The organism is Acidovorax sp. Root219 (genome assembly GCF_001428665.1).
Taxonomy (GTDB): Bacteria; Pseudomonadota; Gammaproteobacteria; order Burkholderiales; family Burkholderiaceae_C; genus Acidovorax.
In genome coordinates, this window is the sequence record NZ_LMIJ01000011.1 from 494,358 (window position 1) to 508,082 (window position 13,725).

Genomic DNA, 13,725 nt, shown 5'->3' on the forward strand with positions numbered 1-13,725 from the left:
TCATTCGTTCATTCCGGGGAGGAGGGAGAGAGCGATCACCAGGTGGCTGCCGAAACGGCCACCTGCGCGTGCTCAGGTGGCCGCGGGGGTAATGGTGGTAATCATTCGTGCACCCATCGCCCGCGTGAACGCAGGCAGCATCATGGCCATGCCCATGGGGGCAGCGGCAGCAAATGCGGTGTGGATGGAGGTGTACGACATGGCTGCCAGTGTAGCGGATTGGGCGTGGGGGGCGTCAAGGGGTCGTTGCATGGCCCGTGGTTCGCACCATGCGTATCGCATCGAACGGGCAGCGCACCGCACACAGCGCGCACCCCGTGCAGCCCGGCTCGTCGTGCAGCTTGGATCGCTTGGGCCCCCAGCTGTGCGGCCCCTGTACCTGCAGCGACAGCACATGCGGCGGGCACACGGCGATGCACCAGCCGCAGCCGGTGCAGCGGTCGGTGTCGATGGCGGGCAGGGCCTTGCGTGGGGCTGTGCTCATACGGGCAGTGTGCCCCCGGCGTGCCTGCCCTGCAAGGCTCGCGGTACAGTGCCGGCCATGGACTCCGACAACCTCATCACCCGCCACCTCCTCATCACCGGCCATGTGCAGGGGGTCGGCTACCGCTGGTCCATGACCCAGGCAGCCAAGCGCCTGGGCGTGCAGGGCTGGGTGCGCAACCGCAGCGATGGCCGGGTGGAGGCCTGCGCCTGGGGCACTCCACAGGCCGTGCAGGCCCTCGTCGACTGGGCGCACCAGGGGCCGGCGCAGGCGCAGGTGGAGCGCGTGGTGGTGGGCAATGTGCCCGATGGCGGTGAGCCACCGCAGGGCTTCAGGCAGCGCGAAACGGTCTAGAACAACCCGGGTGTTGTGCCCTGCTCGGCCTTTGGCAAGGCGAGTCCCAGCTGCCTGATCAACTCCATCGCCCCCGCCGGCGCCCGCTCCTTCGCGCCGTTGATGAAGTACACGAACACATCGCGTGGCCGCTCGCCTCCCGTCCAGCTGCGCACGCCCTGGGCCCATTGGGCAATGGCCTCGGGCGTATAGCCTGTGGGCACGTCGGCCTGGCTGCGCATCAGCCGCAGGTAGGCAAAATCGGCCGCCCCATCGGCGATGGCCGGGAATTTTTCCGAATCGGTGTGCACCGGCACGCAGCCGTAGCGGCGCGCCAGTTCGATGAAGGCCGGTGTGGCAAAGCTCTCGTGCCGCACGTCCAGCACATGGCGCAGCGTGCGCCCATCCACCGCCTTGGGCAGCAGCGCTAGAAAAGCCTCGAAATCCCCTGGCTCGAACTGCTTGGTGGGCATGAACTGCCAGACGATGGGGCCGAGCTTGTCCTTGAGCTCGGAGATGCCGCTGTCGACAAAGCGCGCGATCGAATCGCCCGCCTCGGCCAGCACGCGCCGGTTGGTCGCAAAGCGGTTGGCCTTGAGCGAGAACATGAACCCATCGGGCGTCTCGCCATGCCACTTGGCAAAGGTGGGCGGCTTGAAGGTGCTGTAGTAGGTGCCGTTGACCTCGATGGCCGTGAGCTGGCGGCTGGCGTAGTGCAGCTCCTTGGCGTGCGACAGGCCTGCGGGGTAGAAGTTGCCGCGCCAGGGCTCGAAGGTCCAGCCGCCGATGCCGATGCGGATGTGCTGCTGCTTGCTGTTGCTGCTGTCAGTCATGGCGTTCCCTGTCACGAGTCAATCCACGGAAAGGGCACTGTACCAGCGCGGCCCGGCTACAGCGCTATGCCGGCAACTCCACCCGTGCCTCCAGCCCCTCGCCGCCATCCTCGCGTGGCGCCAGCACCAGACGCCCGCCCAGCGCCTGGGCCAGCTCGTTCGCAATGGCCAAGCCCAGGCCCGTGCCGCCGGTGCCACGGTTGCGCGAGTCTTCCAGCCGCACATAGGGCTGCAGCACGGTGGCCAGTTCCGCCTGCGGTATGCCCGGGCCGCGGTCCAGCACGCGCACGCACCACCGGCCCTGCGGGTCGGCCTCCAGCGCCAGCTCGGCACTGCCCGCAAATTTGAGCGCGTTGTCCACCAGGTTGCACAGCAGCCGGCGCAGCGCCTGCGGGCGTGTGTCGCAGATTCCGTCCGCTGCGTGCAGCACGCGCACCGGCATGCCCGCGTCGGCGTAGTCCATGGCCAGGCTTTCCACCAGCGCGCGCAGGTCCACGCGCTGCAGCGGCTCGCGCACGGCCTGGGGCGATCGCGCGTAGGCAATGCCCTCCTCCACCAGCGACTGCATCTCGGCCAGGTCGGCATGCAGCTTGTCGCGCAGGGGCGCTTCGTCCAGCAGGTCGGCGCGCAGCCGCAGGCGCGTGATGGGCGTCTGCAGGTCGTGCGACACCGCCGCCAGGATCTGCATGCGCTCCTGCAGGTACGCCTGTATGCGCTGCTGCATGCGGTTGAAGGCGGCGGCGGCGCGCACCACCTCGCGCGGACCGTCCTCGGCCAGGGGCACCGCCGCCTGCGCGGCGCCCAGGGCATCGGCCGCGTCGGCCAGCGCGTTCAAGGGGCGGGTGGCCGCGCGCACGGCCCAGGCGCACAGGCCCACCAGCACCGCCAGCTGCAGCGCCAGCGCCGCCAGCACCCAGCGCGACACCTGCAGCCGGGGCTCGTCCATGTCCACGGCCAGCGGCGTACCGTCGGCCAGGCGCAGCTGCAGCCGCAGCTCGGTGCCCGGTACACCGGGGTCCACCACCTGCAGCGTGCGGCCGGGCGGTAGCGCCTCTGCCACGGCGCCTGCCACCAGCAGCGCCAGGGCCGACTGGCTGGCGGGCACCGGCAGCGGCTCGGCCAGCACGAAGCGGTAGTTGCGCCGCGCCAGGCGCGCCAGCCACTGGCCGCGTTCGCCGGCGGGCAGCCGCTCCAGCACCGCCACCGAGCTGGCCACGTCGCTTGCCAGGTAGCCCACCATGGCGTTGCGCATGCTCATGCTGCGCTCCGTCACTGCCAGCATGAAGGTCAGCGCATGCGCCAGCGCCAGGCCCAGCGCCAGCACCAGCAGAATGCGCCCGAACAGCGAGCCCGGCCACCAGCGCTTCATGCGCTTCCCGCCCCTGCCTGCGCGGCGTGCACCGCAGCGCAGAACACATAGCCCTCGTTGCGCACCGTCTTGATGTAGCGCGAGCCACGCACGCCGTCGCCCAGGCGCTGGCGCACGCGGCTCACCAGCAGGTCGATGGAGCGGTCGAACACTTCGGCATCGCGCCCCTGCGTCAGCTGCAGCAACTGGTCGCGCGTCAGCACGCGCTGCGGGTGGTCCAGCAGCACGCGCAGCAGCCGGTACTCCGCACCCGACAGGGCCACCACCGCGCCGCTGGCGTCCAGCAGGTGGCGCGCCGTGGTGTCCAGCCGCCAGTCGCCAAACGCCAGCTCGCGCGCCGGCTCGGTGACTGCCAGGTTGGGCGGCAGCATGCGCGTGCGCCGCAGCACCGCGTGGATGCGCGCCAGCAGCTCACGCGCGGCAAAGGGCTTGGTCACATAGTCGTCGGCCCCCAGCTCCAGGCCCAGGATGCGGTCGGCCTCGTCGCTGCGCGCGGTGAGCATGATGATGGGCAGCGCCGGTGCGCCCGGGCTGCGCAGCTCGCGGCACAGCGCAATGCCGTCGGTGCCGGGCAGCATCAGGTCCAGCACCAAGAGGTCGATGCGCGTGCCCGCCAGCACCGCACGCATCTGCCGCCCATCGGCCGCCACGCTCACCTGCAGGCCCTGCTTGCGCAGGTACTGGGCCGCCAGTTCGCGGATGCCGGCGTCGTCGTCGACGATCAGTACGTGGTCTTCAGGCTGCTGCTGCATGGGTCGATTCTCCGGGCAATGCGGGCGCGCCCGCAGAGGGTTTGTATCCCAACTTGTCCGCACGCAGCTGCGACACCTGCGCACACCAAAAGCCCCTGCCAGGACAAATGCCCGATACCTGGACTGGCTTCAATGCAGTCTTCCTGAACTTCACCACGAGGGCTCCTTCATGACACCGCAGTCTGCCACCGCCTTCCACCTGCTGGCCGCGCTCACCCTGTACGCCGCACTGCCACCCGCCGGTGCCCAGCAGGCAGGCGCCGAAGCCCGCGCCCCGCTGGGCCGCTGGGTCACCGAAAGCGGCAATCTCGAAGTCGAGGTCGCTCCCTGCAGCAGCGGCAGCGCCACCCTGTGCGGCAAGGTCGTCAAGGTCATGGCCAACCGCTCCATGGCCGGCCCCGGCCAGGCGGGTGAGTTTGCCGACAAGCGCCCGGCCCTGGGCATGACCCTTCTCTCGGGCTTCAAGCCAAGCGGTGCCAACGAACACCAGGGCGAGATCTACAACCGCGAGAACGCCAAGACCTACAGCGCCACCCTCACCCCCGTCGGCACCGACCAGCTGCGCGTGCACGCCTACGTGGGCATCGCGCTGTTCGGCAAGACGCAGGTCTGGCGCCGGCCCCCGCCCGCAGGGCCTGCGCCCGCCATGGCCCAGCAATGACCCTGCAGTGACCCGACCTCCTCCCGCCGAAGCCGCGCCCCTTCATTTTCCCCGTCGCCCCTCCTCCCCTGTCCAAGCCTTTCTTTCCCTGGAGAACTCCACCATGCACCCTCCCCGCCGCGCCCTGTCGCTGGCCGTTGCCACCGCCCTCCTCGCCCTGGCCCAGGCCAGCCACGCGCAGCCTGCGTTGCCGCCGCCCGACGCCACCGACCCCGTGGCGCTCAAGTTGATGCAGGGGTTTCCGCCCGCGCCCGACAAGCAGGTGCGGCTGGGCACCATCCTCAAGTACCCCAACGCCCGCTGGGCCCTGCACCACCTGCGCGAACTGGGCCCCACCGCCAACATAGCGCGCGGCCCGGGCCCCGCAAGCGAGATGCAGGCCACGCCGCTCGAACTCGAGGGCCTGCCCTTCCTCGACGACAAGGGCGCCAAGACCACGCTGGCCAACTGGCAAAAGGCCACCTATACCGACGGCCTGCTGGTTATCCACCAGGGCCGCGTGGTGTACGAGCGCCACTACGTCGGTAACCAGCCGCACGTGCCCCATGTGCTGTGGTCCATGAGCAAGTCGCTCACCGGCCTGCTGGCCACCGAGCTGATCCACGAAGGCCTCATCGACCCTTCCGCCCTCGTCACCCGCTACCTGCCCGAGCTGGCCAGCAGCGCCTGGGCCGACGCCACCGTGCAGCAGACGCTGGACATGACCACCGGCGTCAAGTACGCCGAGGACCTTGCCGATCCCCAATCGGGCATCTTCCAGTACCTCATCGCCGCCGGCCTGGTGCCCGCGCCCGCCAACTATCCCGGTGCCAAGGCCATGCTCGACTACCTGCCCACCGTGCAGAAGGAGGGCGAGCACGGCAAGGGCTTCAACTACAAGTCGGTGGATACCGAGGTCATCGGCTGGATCCTGCAGCGCGTGACCGGCAAGACCTTTGCCACCCTGCTGTCCGAGCGCCTCTGGACCCCGTTGGGTGCCGAGCAGGACGGCTATGTGTGGGCCGACCCCACGGGCGCGCAGTCCACCAGCGTGGGCATCAACGCCACACTGCGCGACCTGGGCCGCCTGGGCGAAATGTTGCGCCGCAACGGCCACTTCAACAGCAAGCAGGTCATCTCCGCCGCCACCGTGGCCGAGCTGCGCAAGGGCGCCGACCCCGAGAAGTTCAAGGCCTCCGGCCAGACCATGCGCAACGGCTACTCGTACCACAACCACTGGTGGCTGCCGCACGACGTGGACGGCAGCTACGAGGCCAAGGGCCTGATGGGCCAGCACATCCACATCAACCCGGCCGCCCAGCTGGTGGTGGTCAAGCTCTCGTCGCACCCCGTGCCCAACACCGCCTTCACGCACAACTATGACCGCCTGGCCTTTGCCGCGTTGGCCGGTGCTCTGCGCTGAGCGCTGACCCATGCGCAGCCCCGCATGGCCGGGGCTGCGCTTGTCCACAAGAAGACACCGCTCAAGGAGACCTCCCCCATGCACCCCCAACCCTGGCTGGCCAGCTACGGCACCATCCCCGCCCACATCAACGCCGACGCGCACCGCTCCGTCGTGCACCTGCTCGACGTGGCCATGCTGCGCTACGCCCACCACCCGGCATTTACCTGCCTGGGGCAGACGCTGACCTATGCCGACGTGGACCACCTCTCGCGCGCGTTCGCAGCCTACCTGCAGAACGTGCTGCAGGTGCGCAAGGGCGACCGCATCGCGGTGATGTGCCCCAACCTCCTGGCCTTCCCCATCGTGCTGCTGGGCATTGCCCGGGCCGGCGCTGTGCAGGTCAACGTGAACCCCCTGTACACCCCGCGCGAGCTGGAGCACCAGCTGCTCGATGCCGGCGCCAAGGTCCTCGTCATCTATGCCGGCGCCACCGCCACGCTGGCGGCCATCCAGGGCCGGGTGGACCTGCACAGCATCGTTACCGTGGCGCCTGGCGACGGTAGCCCGGCAGCGCTGCCCGGCCTGCCGGTGGATGCTGGCCTGGCGCTGCCCACCACCGCGCTGGGCAAGGCCCTGGCACAGGGCGCTGGCCTGGCCTTCAAGCCCGTGCGGCTGGCGGGCGATGACCTGCTCTTTCTGCAGTACACCGGCGGCACCACGGGCCTGTCCAAGGGAGCCATGCTCACGCACCGCAACCTGGTGGCCAACGTGGAGCAGTTCAAGGCCTTCATGCCCGATGCCCTTCGCCCCGGGCTGGAGTCCATCGTCACGGCCATACCGCTGTACCACATCTTCGCGCTGATGGTGAACCTGGTCACCTACTTCTCGGTGGGCGCGCACAACTGGCTGGTGCCCAACCCGCGCGACCTCGACGCCCTGATCGGCGTGATGAAGGCCGCGCATCCCAGCGTGTTCATGGGCGTCAACACCTTGTATGCAGGCCTGGCCGCGCACCCGCGCACGCAAGAGATCGATTTTTCCAACCTGCGGCTGGCGGGCGGCGGGGGCTCCGCCATCATCGCCTCGGTCTCTGCCCGCTGGCAGGCCCTCACGGGCCAGTTCATCCGCGAAGGTTATGGCCTCAGCGAAACCAGCCCCGTCGTCACCTTCAACCCCGCCTATGTCAGCGAGTTCACCGTCACCACCGGCCTGCCCCTGCCGTCTACCGACGTGCAACTGCTCGACGACAACGACCAGCCAGTGCCCGTGGGCGAAGCAGGAGAAGTGTGTGTGAAAGGCCCGCAGGTCATGTCCGGCTACTGGCAAAAGCCCGAGGCCAATGCCGCCGCCTTCACGGCAGACGGGTACTTTCGCACGGGGGACGTGGGGCAAATGGACGAGCGCGGCTTTCTCAAGATCGTGGACCGCAAGAAGGACATGGTGCTCGTCTCGGGCTTCAATGTCTTCCCCAACGAGGTCGAGGCCGTGGCCACCGCCTGCCCTGGTGTGCTCGAATGCGCATGCATTGGCGTGCCCGACGACAAGACCGGCGAGGCCCTGCGCCTGTACGTGGTGCGCATACCCGAGGTGCGCGTCAGCACACAGGACATTGCCGAGCACTGCCGCCGGGAGCTCACCCCCTACAAGGTGCCCCGGCAGATCGTGTTTGTCGATGCCTTGCCCAAGTCCAGCGTGGGCAAGATTTTGCGGCGCGAGCTGCGCGATGGCGTGGCGCAGCCCGCCCGCGCCCAGCTGCACCGCGTCACGGCACTAACGTCGCCGTCAGCGTGATCTCCGGCACTGCGGCCAACGCCTTCGACAGCGGGCAGTTGGCCTTGGCCTCGGCCGCCAGCTTCTGAAAGGCCGCCTCGTCCATGCCCGGCACCTTGGCCTTGAGGGTGAGCGCAATGCGGTCGATGACAAAGCCATCGCCCTCCTTGGTCAGCCGCACCGCAGCCGTGGTGTCGATCACCTCGGTGGCAATGCCCGCCTTTTCAGCCGCAAAGGCAAACGCCATGGTGAAGCACGAGGCATGCGCCGCCCCCACGATCTCCTCGGGGTTGGTGCCCTTGCGGTCATCGCCAAAGCGGCTGCCAAAGCCATAGGGGTGCTTGTCGAGCGCACCGGTCTCGGTGCTCACCTGGCCCTGGCCGGTCTTGCCCGCACCTTCCCAATGAACGCTGGCTTTCTTTTCAGACATGGTTTGGCTCCTGTAAATGCAAAGGAACTATCGGACCACGCGGGTGCCCCCGCTGGGGTCGGATGCCACGGGCAATGCGGGTGCGCATCGTCCTACAGGTGCGCCCAGCGCGCAATGAGAAAAGGGCCCTTGCGGGGCCCTTCGATGCATTGATTGTGGACTGCCCTGGTCTTATCAGGGCGCGCTCAGCACCTGCTGGCGCTTGGTCTCGTACTCGCCCGAGGTGATCAGGTTGGCATCGCGCATCTGCTTGAGCCACTGCAGGCGCGACTCTTTCTTGCTGGCGGACATGGGCGCGGCGGCAGCTGTCGTTGCTGCGGGTGCGGGCTGGGCCGGGTTCACCACCGCCACCGTGGTGGCGGCGGGCACGCTTTGCGCTGCGGGGGCTGCTGCTGGTGCTGGCGGGGCAACGCGGCCCACCGGCTTGGAGTCGGACGCGAAAGGCATTGACATCGCGGCGGTTGCCGTGGGTGACGCAGGCCTTGGCCCAGGCGCTGGCGCTGCTGCTGCGGGCGCTGCGGCGCGGGCCAACGGCTTGGAGTCGGGCACGAAAGGCATCATCACCGTGGCGCCTGCCGGCGCTGGCGCAGACCCGGGGGCGGGCGCGGTACCGGGTGATGGGGCGGATGCAGGTGCCGGTACGGGTGTCGCTACCAAAGCCGGTGCGGGTGCAACCGCCATCGGCACGCCGCCCGCCGTTCCGAAGGCAATGCCTGGCTTCACCGCGATCATCTTGGAGGCCAGCACCCCCTGGCGGCCCCTGGCATCGTCCGTTTGGGTGAGGTTGCTGCGCGCCTGGAACAGGCCCATCTTCACCTCTTGCCACACGAAGTAGTTCTTGGCCGCCTGCACGTCGATGCTGATGGAGGCCTGGTTCTCAGCCATCGACTCGATGGTGTACCGGCCCGGTGCCACGTTCAGGTAGAAGAAGCTCTTGGGTCCCGTATAGCCCAGGTTCTGGTTGTTGAGGTTCACCGGCATGGAGATCGCACCGCCGAACAGCTCGTCGCGGAAGATGTAGAGCGAAGCCGTTTCGGCCTGGGGTGCGAACTGCTTGGCCTTGGCCTCTTCTGTCACGCCGGCTCGGGGCACCTGGGCGCAGCCCACGAGGGCCAGCGCAGCAATGAACAAGGCAAGCGCGCGGAAATATCTTGTCAGAAAACGCATGATGATTCTTGGACTCTTGGTTGGGTGGCTTCACGCTTCCTGCGCAGCCAGGCGAACCCGCTGGGGCCGCCTGCCTGTCGAAATCGCTGGTCGGTAGGAAAGGATGGGCTGATCAGGGCGCGCTCAGCACCTGCTGGCGCTTGGTCTCGTACTCGCCCGACGAGATCAGGTTGGCATCGCGCATCTGCTTGAGCCATTGCAGGCGCGATTCCTTCTGGTTGGCCGGCATAGGCGCTGCGGCGGCAGCCGTTGCTGCGGGTGCGGGCTGGGCAGGGCTCGCCACGGGCACGGTGGCGGCGGTGGGCACGTTTTGCGCGGCTGGTGCTGGTGCTGGTGCTGCTGCTGGCCTGGCGACGCGGCTCACTGGCTTGGCGTCGGGCACGAAATGCGGCATCGACATCGCGGCGGTTGCCGTGGGTGACGCAGGCGTTGGCCCTGCTGCTGCACGGCGTGCCACCGGTGCGGCTGCCGGCGCCTCCGGCGGGCTGCCAGCTGCCGGGGCGACGCCAAACGCGCTGGGGCGCACCTTGGTCGTCAGCAGCTTGCTGGCGAGCACGCCCTTTTGGCCCTGCGCCTCGCTCACCAGCGACACCTGGGCGCGCGCTGTGCCCGAGCCCATGCTCATCGTGACCTTCTGCCACACGTAATAGCTCCTGCCTGCCTCGACCTCGACGGTGACCGAAGAGGTGTTGTCGGCCGACGAAACCACGGTGTAGCTTCCCGGCGCCACCTCCAGGTTGTAGTAGGTGCGGGCGTTGGTCTTGCCCAGCGACTGGTTGTTGACGCTGACCGTCATCGGGGCGGATGCGCCGGTCATCTCGCTGCGGTAGATGTAGAGCGAAGCCGTTTCGGCCTGGGGCGTGAACTGCTTGGCCTTGAGGTCGGCGTCCGGCTTGGCCCGGGGCGCGGTGCAGCCCACCAGGGCCAGCGCAGCGGTGATCAGAACCAGCGCGCGGAAGTATCTCGTCAGGAAACGCATGATGGATGTTGGATTCGTTGTTGGGTGGTACTGCGCTCCCCACGCAGGCGGGCAAACCCGCCCGCGCACTCTAGCATCGGGTTGCAACTGCTTACAGCGGGGTACAGCAACTTAGGTGCGGGTACCCATGGGCTGTGCGGTGGGCGCAACACCCCCCTTTTGGCGATTGATCAGCCAGCCTGCATGTGCAATAGCCACCGCCCCGGCGCCATGCCCACCTGGCCCTTGAAGCGCCGCGTCAGGTGGCTTTGGTCGGCAAAGCCGCAGGCCGCCGCCACATCGGCCACCGCGCCGCCCTGCCGCAGGGCGCCCTGCGCCTGGCGCACGCGCACCATGTTCAGGTAGGCATGCGGCGCCATGCCGTAGGTGGCGGTAAACGCCCGGGTCAGGTGCGCGCGCGAAAGGCCGGCCTGCGTGGCCAGGGCCTGCACCGTCACGTCGTCGGCAAAGTGGGCATGGAGGTACTCGCGCACCAGGGCCATGCGGGCGCGGCCCGCGTCCTGGCTGGTGGCCGCCCAGGGCCGGCGCAGCTCGCCATGGCGGCCCAGCAGCGCCACCATGGCCGCGGCCGTGCGCTCCTCGCCGTGCAGCGACTCCTGCCGCTCGGCCACCGCCGCCACGGCCTGCTGCAGCAGCATCGCGCCCTGCGGGTCATGCACCAGCGGCGCCTTGAAGTAGCGGGTGGCCATGCCGCTGCGGTCGTGCGCGCCGCCACCGGCCGCGCCACAGTCACCCATCCACGCATGCACCAGCGCGGCATCCATGTACAGCATGGAATAGCCGAACCCCGCCTCCGTGCCCCGGCTGCCGTCGTGCGGCTCATCGGGGTTGAACAGAATCACATCGCCCGCCAAGCTGGCATGGCGCGCACCCCGGCACGCAAAGGTCTGCACCCCCGAGCGCGTGACGCCAATCGAATACGTCTCGTGGCTGTGCCGCTCGAACCGGTGCTGCGTGAAATGCGCGTTGAGCAGCGTCACCCCGCCCGAGGCCAGGGGCCGTATCTCGGCCCAGTCGCGCTGGCTGGGCGACGCGGGAGAAGAGGAGGAGGAGGAGTTTGGGTCCCCGGCATGCATGCAACAAATGTACAAGACCGCCCCGCGCCCGGTGACGACACTGCAGACAGCAACCCGCCCATCGGCGCGGTATAGCAAAGCCATACAGCCAACTTACCCCATGCCTGACACCACCAACGCCCCCACCTCCGTCCCCGCCATCGACTTGGCCCACAAGCTCACCCAGTTCACCGAGCACTGGGCCCCACGCACCGTGGCCGAGTTCAACGGCCACGACATCATGGTCGCCAAGATCGCGGGCGAGTACCAGTGGCACAGCCACCCCGACACCGACGACTTCTTCCTGGTGCTGCAAGGCACGGTGGAGATCGACCTGCCCGGCGGCGCCATGGTCACCCTGCACCCAGGCCAGCTCTATGTGGTGCCCAAGGGCGTGCAGCACCGCCCGCGCGCCAGTGCCGAGGCGCATATCCTGCTCATCGAATCGACCGGCACGCCCAACAGCGGCGATGCGGCCACGGCTGCGCCGCGCAGGGTGTTGTAGGTAGGCCCTGCCCTCTGGCACGGCATTGGGCCGTTTGCCTACGCCACGCCAGCGCGGGTGCATGGACCATGGAGTTCCACCCGACAACACCAGGAGCACACCATGGCCCGAGACACCATCAACCCAGACCTCAACCCTGATCCCATCACCGGCGCACCCGGTGCCCACCCCGTCGGCACCGGCATCGGCGCGGCGGGCGGTGCAGTCACCGGCGCGGCCGTTGGCTCCGTCGGCGGCCCCATCGGCACCGCAGTGGGGGCCGTGGTCGGCGCCGTCGTGGGCGGCCTGGCTGGCAAGGGCGCGGCAGAAGCCGTCAACCCCACTGCTGAAGACGCCTACTGGCGCGACGCCCATGGCCGCCAGCCCTACTACTCCGACGCGTATACCTACGACGACTATGCGCCTGCCTATCGCCACGGCTACCAGAGCGTGATCGACGGCCGCAGCGACTGGGACGAAGCGCGCGGCCATCTGCAGACGCGCTGGGAGTCTGACCGCGAAACCAGCCGCCTGGATTGGAAGGACGCCGAGCCCGCAGCCAAGGCCGCCTGGGAGCGCGCCGACCGCATTTGGAAGCAAACCAAGCAAGAGTAAGCACGGCTTTGCCTTCGACCGCCTGACGTCGTTGGGGCGCCTTGCCGTGCTACAGCACTGTCTGCGGCACCCCGTCTAGTCATACGGTCGAATGCAAACCCGTTGGGGTACTCGAGCCTGAGGTCGATTGGCCGCAGCGCGTGATTGACTGAACGGCTGGTCTGGTCACCCGATCACTTCGACGACCTTGCCGGTCGAATCCGTGATCGTCGTCTTCTTCACCTGCCACTCCACCTCGGGCAGCAGCGGCAGCACATAGCTGCCCTCACGCGGCTGCACCGTCTGCGCAAACTGCTGCACCGTGGCGTCGGTTACGCGCAGCACCACAGCACCCTCCCCCTCGCCCGGCCACTCCACCGCGTTCTGGCCATCGGCACCCGCGGGCTCCAGCAGCAACTGCCACTCGTGCCCCGCCACGCGCAGCGTGCGGCCAAACGGCAGGCGCAGCGGCAGCAGGGCCACCAGCTCCTCCACCTGGCGGGCACCCAGGGTCACCTGCGTCAGCGGCTTGCGCAGCAGGCGCTTTACTTGCTTGAGGCCGAGCACATCGGTAAACAGGTACCCGCTAGACGACCCATCCCGCCGCGCGCCCTCGTCCACCTGCTGTTTCACCGCTGGGTTGGTTAGCAGGGAGGCGCGGCCCAGGTCCGTCACCCACAGCGGCATGTGCGGCAGCAGCGCATCGAGCAGGTTGCGCGTGCGCCACTGCTTGGCCGCGCGCTCTTCGTCCAGCGTCAGGCCCACCACCTGCAAAAAGGCCACGGACCCATTGGGCGTGGCCAGCGGCTCGGCCAGCTCCGGGTCGGTGGCAAAGCCCATGGAGCAGATCTGCGTGGCCTGCCCCAGCGCAATGGGGCCATTGGCCGTCATCCAGTCCCCATCCTTGAACACGTTACCGCTCTGGAACACATAGCGCGCCAGGTTCTGCAAAAAGCCCATCGCCCACATTGGGGGCTCGGCATCGGCCGCTGCCTCGGGCGCAATCGCCAGCCTGAAGGTCAGCTCAAACCCATAGCCGCTCACCTCGGGGTCGTCCGACTCCTTGGAATACAGCTCGCTGAACCCATAGGTGACAAAGTGCCAGTGCGGCACAGGGTCGTTGCGCCGCCATGCGCTGATGCCATTGAGCGGGTCTGGCCCGCCCAGCCTGTATGAGATCAGCGTGCCAAAGTGCTTGGGCTCTTGGCCGGGGTAGAGCTGGTCCAGGCGTGCGGAGATAGCGTCCCAGCCGGGGGCGGTGTCGTCGGTGTCCTCGGTGGTGCTTGGGGTCATGGATAAGTTGACATGGCGAAGCCAAATGGGGAATGAATCTGCAAAAACATTGTGGCTTTTGAGCACGACAAAGTCGCGCACGCCCGTGTGACAATTCATTTCCTTTTTCGAAGTCTTGACCCGGTAAATAGATGAAT

The 13,725-nt window shown here is 68.3% G+C and carries 15 protein-coding genes and 1 pseudogene; 6 read left to right on the forward strand and 10 right to left on the reverse strand.

The genetic code is table 11. From position 1 onward, the window contains the following. Nucleotides 1-72 precede the first annotated feature (72 nt). Nucleotides 73-201 (reverse strand): hypothetical protein, encoded by a 129-nt coding sequence (locus tag ASE28_RS33370; protein ID WP_255361074.1) that lies wholly within the window; start codon nucleotides 199-201, stop codon nucleotides 73-75. A gap of 34 nt (nucleotides 202-235) precedes the next feature. After that, nucleotides 236-484 carry an ATP-binding protein gene (locus ASE28_RS13070; RefSeq protein WP_057266899.1) on the reverse strand — a complete coding sequence of 83 codons (249 nt, stop codon included), beginning with the start codon at nucleotides 482-484 and terminating at the stop codon, nucleotides 236-238. 57 nt (nucleotides 485-541) lie between these two features. On the opposite strand from ASE28_RS13070, the gene ASE28_RS13075 reads away from it, so the two are divergent. Further along, a complete protein-coding gene (locus ASE28_RS13075) occupies nucleotides 542-838 on the forward strand; it encodes an acylphosphatase (protein ID WP_057266900.1) in 297 nt (98 codons plus the stop codon). On the opposite strand, the gene ASE28_RS13080 is transcribed toward ASE28_RS13075, so the two are convergent. From ASE28_RS13080 to ASE28_RS13090, 3 genes are all read right to left on the reverse strand, one after another. Then, the gene (locus ASE28_RS13080) at nucleotides 835-1,650 is read right to left on the reverse strand and encodes a DUF72 domain-containing protein (protein ID WP_057266901.1); all 816 of its coding nucleotides are present in this window, start codon (nucleotides 1,648-1,650) and stop codon (nucleotides 835-837) included. The genes ASE28_RS13075 and ASE28_RS13080 overlap by 4 nt on opposite strands. Nucleotides 1,651-1,714: 64 nt before the next feature. After that, the gene (locus ASE28_RS13085; RefSeq protein ID WP_057266902.1) at nucleotides 1,715-3,019 is read right to left on the reverse strand and encodes a HAMP domain-containing sensor histidine kinase; all 1,305 of its coding nucleotides are present in this window, start codon (nucleotides 3,017-3,019) and stop codon (nucleotides 1,715-1,717) included. After that, the gene (locus ASE28_RS13090; protein WP_057266903.1) at nucleotides 3,016-3,771 is read right to left on the reverse strand and encodes a response regulator; all 756 of its coding nucleotides are present in this window, start codon (nucleotides 3,769-3,771) and stop codon (nucleotides 3,016-3,018) included. Before ASE28_RS13090 ends, ASE28_RS13085 begins: the two co-directional genes overlap by 4 nt. A gap of 169 nt (nucleotides 3,772-3,940) precedes the next feature. On the opposite strand from ASE28_RS13090, the gene ASE28_RS13095 reads away from it, so the two are divergent. The 3 genes from ASE28_RS13095 (at nucleotide 3,941) to ASE28_RS13105 (ending at nucleotide 7,607) form a co-directional block, all read left to right on the forward strand. Further along, entirely contained in the window at nucleotides 3,941-4,432 is a 492-nt protein-coding gene (locus tag ASE28_RS13095; RefSeq protein WP_057266904.1) for a DUF2147 domain-containing protein, read from the forward strand. Nucleotides 4,433-4,535: 103 nt separating this feature from the next. Continuing rightward, nucleotides 4,536-5,834 (forward strand): serine hydrolase, encoded by a 1,299-nt coding sequence (locus tag ASE28_RS13100; RefSeq protein WP_057266905.1) that lies wholly within the window; start codon nucleotides 4,536-4,538, stop codon nucleotides 5,832-5,834. A gap of 78 nt (nucleotides 5,835-5,912) precedes the next feature. Next, nucleotides 5,913-7,607, forward strand: a complete 1,695-nt coding sequence (locus ASE28_RS13105; protein ID WP_057266906.1) for an AMP-binding protein — start codon at nucleotides 5,913-5,915, stop codon at nucleotides 7,605-7,607. On the opposite strand, the gene ASE28_RS13110 is transcribed toward ASE28_RS13105, so the two are convergent. The 4 genes from ASE28_RS13110 to ASE28_RS13125 all read right to left on the reverse strand — a co-directional run bounded on the left by ASE28_RS13110 (nucleotide 7,579) and on the right by ASE28_RS13125 (nucleotide 11,238). Continuing rightward, on the reverse strand, nucleotides 7,579-8,016 hold the full coding sequence (locus ASE28_RS13110; RefSeq protein ID WP_057266907.1) for an OsmC family protein: 438 nt from the start codon (nucleotides 8,014-8,016) through the stop codon (nucleotides 7,579-7,581). The genes ASE28_RS13105 and ASE28_RS13110 overlap by 29 nt on opposite strands. Before the next feature lie 174 nt (nucleotides 8,017-8,190). After that, a complete protein-coding gene (locus ASE28_RS13115; RefSeq protein ID WP_082608054.1) occupies nucleotides 8,191-9,183 on the reverse strand; it encodes a DUF2846 domain-containing protein in 993 nt (330 codons plus the stop codon). 112 nt (nucleotides 9,184-9,295) lie between these two features. Next, a complete protein-coding gene (locus ASE28_RS13120) occupies nucleotides 9,296-10,162 on the reverse strand; it encodes a DUF2846 domain-containing protein (RefSeq protein ID WP_057266909.1) in 867 nt (288 codons plus the stop codon). Nucleotides 10,163-10,332: 170 nt separating this feature from the next. After that, entirely contained in the window at nucleotides 10,333-11,238 is a 906-nt protein-coding gene (locus ASE28_RS13125) for an AraC family transcriptional regulator (protein WP_235516114.1), read from the reverse strand. A gap of 100 nt (nucleotides 11,239-11,338) precedes the next feature. Between ASE28_RS13125 and ASE28_RS13130 the strand changes: the two genes are divergently transcribed. Together ASE28_RS13130 and ASE28_RS33575 are read left to right on the forward strand one after the other, a co-directional pair. Next, entirely contained in the window at nucleotides 11,339-11,722 is a 384-nt protein-coding gene (locus ASE28_RS13130) for a cupin domain-containing protein (RefSeq protein ID WP_057266910.1), read from the forward strand. Between the two features lie 102 nt (nucleotides 11,723-11,824). Beyond that, nucleotides 11,825-12,143, forward strand: a pseudogene (locus ASE28_RS33575) (glycine zipper domain-containing protein); the annotation flags it as partial. 338 nt (nucleotides 12,144-12,481) lie between these two features. On the opposite strand, the gene ASE28_RS13140 reads toward ASE28_RS33575, so the two are convergent. After that, on the reverse strand, nucleotides 12,482-13,588 hold the full coding sequence (locus tag ASE28_RS13140) for a suppressor of fused domain protein (protein ID WP_057266912.1): 1,107 nt from the start codon (nucleotides 13,586-13,588) through the stop codon (nucleotides 12,482-12,484). Nucleotides 13,589-13,725 lie beyond the last annotated feature (137 nt).

Coding starts and splice junctions, on each gene's coding strand:
- ASE28_RS13080 (WP_057266901.1), bottom strand. CDS start 1,650: ATGACTGACAGCAGCAACAGCAAGCAGCAGCACATCCGCATCGGCATC.
- ASE28_RS13075 (WP_057266900.1), top strand. CDS start 542: ATGGACTCCGACAACCTCATCACCCGCCACCTCCTCATCACCGGCCAT.
- ASE28_RS13110 (WP_057266907.1), bottom strand. CDS start 8,016: ATGTCTGAAAAGAAAGCCAGCGTTCATTGGGAAGGTGCGGGCAAGACC.
- ASE28_RS13115 (WP_082608054.1), bottom strand. CDS start 9,183: ATGCGTTTTCTGACAAGATATTTCCGCGCGCTTGCCTTGTTCATTGCT.
- ASE28_RS13140 (WP_057266912.1), bottom strand. CDS start 13,588: ATGACCCCAAGCACCACCGAGGACACCGACGACACCGCCCCCGGCTGG.
- ASE28_RS13090 (WP_057266903.1), bottom strand. CDS start 3,771: ATGCAGCAGCAGCCTGAAGACCACGTACTGATCGTCGACGACGACGCC.
- ASE28_RS13070 (WP_057266899.1), bottom strand. CDS start 484: ATGAGCACAGCCCCACGCAAGGCCCTGCCCGCCATCGACACCGACCGC.
- ASE28_RS33370 (WP_255361074.1), bottom strand. CDS start 201: ATGTCGTACACCTCCATCCACACCGCATTTGCTGCCGCTGCCCCCATG.
- ASE28_RS13105 (WP_057266906.1), top strand. CDS start 5,913: ATGCACCCCCAACCCTGGCTGGCCAGCTACGGCACCATCCCCGCCCAC.
- ASE28_RS13085 (WP_057266902.1), bottom strand. CDS start 3,019: ATGAAGCGCTGGTGGCCGGGCTCGCTGTTCGGGCGCATTCTGCTGGTG.
- ASE28_RS13120 (WP_057266909.1), bottom strand. CDS start 10,162: ATGCGTTTCCTGACGAGATACTTCCGCGCGCTGGTTCTGATCACCGCT.
- ASE28_RS13125 (WP_235516114.1), bottom strand. CDS start 11,238: ATGCATGCCGGGGACCCAAACTCCTCCTCCTCCTCTTCTCCCGCGTCG.
- ASE28_RS13095 (WP_057266904.1), top strand. CDS start 3,941: ATGACACCGCAGTCTGCCACCGCCTTCCACCTGCTGGCCGCGCTCACC.
- ASE28_RS13130 (WP_057266910.1), top strand. CDS start 11,339: ATGCCTGACACCACCAACGCCCCCACCTCCGTCCCCGCCATCGACTTG.
- ASE28_RS13100 (WP_057266905.1), top strand. CDS start 4,536: ATGCACCCTCCCCGCCGCGCCCTGTCGCTGGCCGTTGCCACCGCCCTC.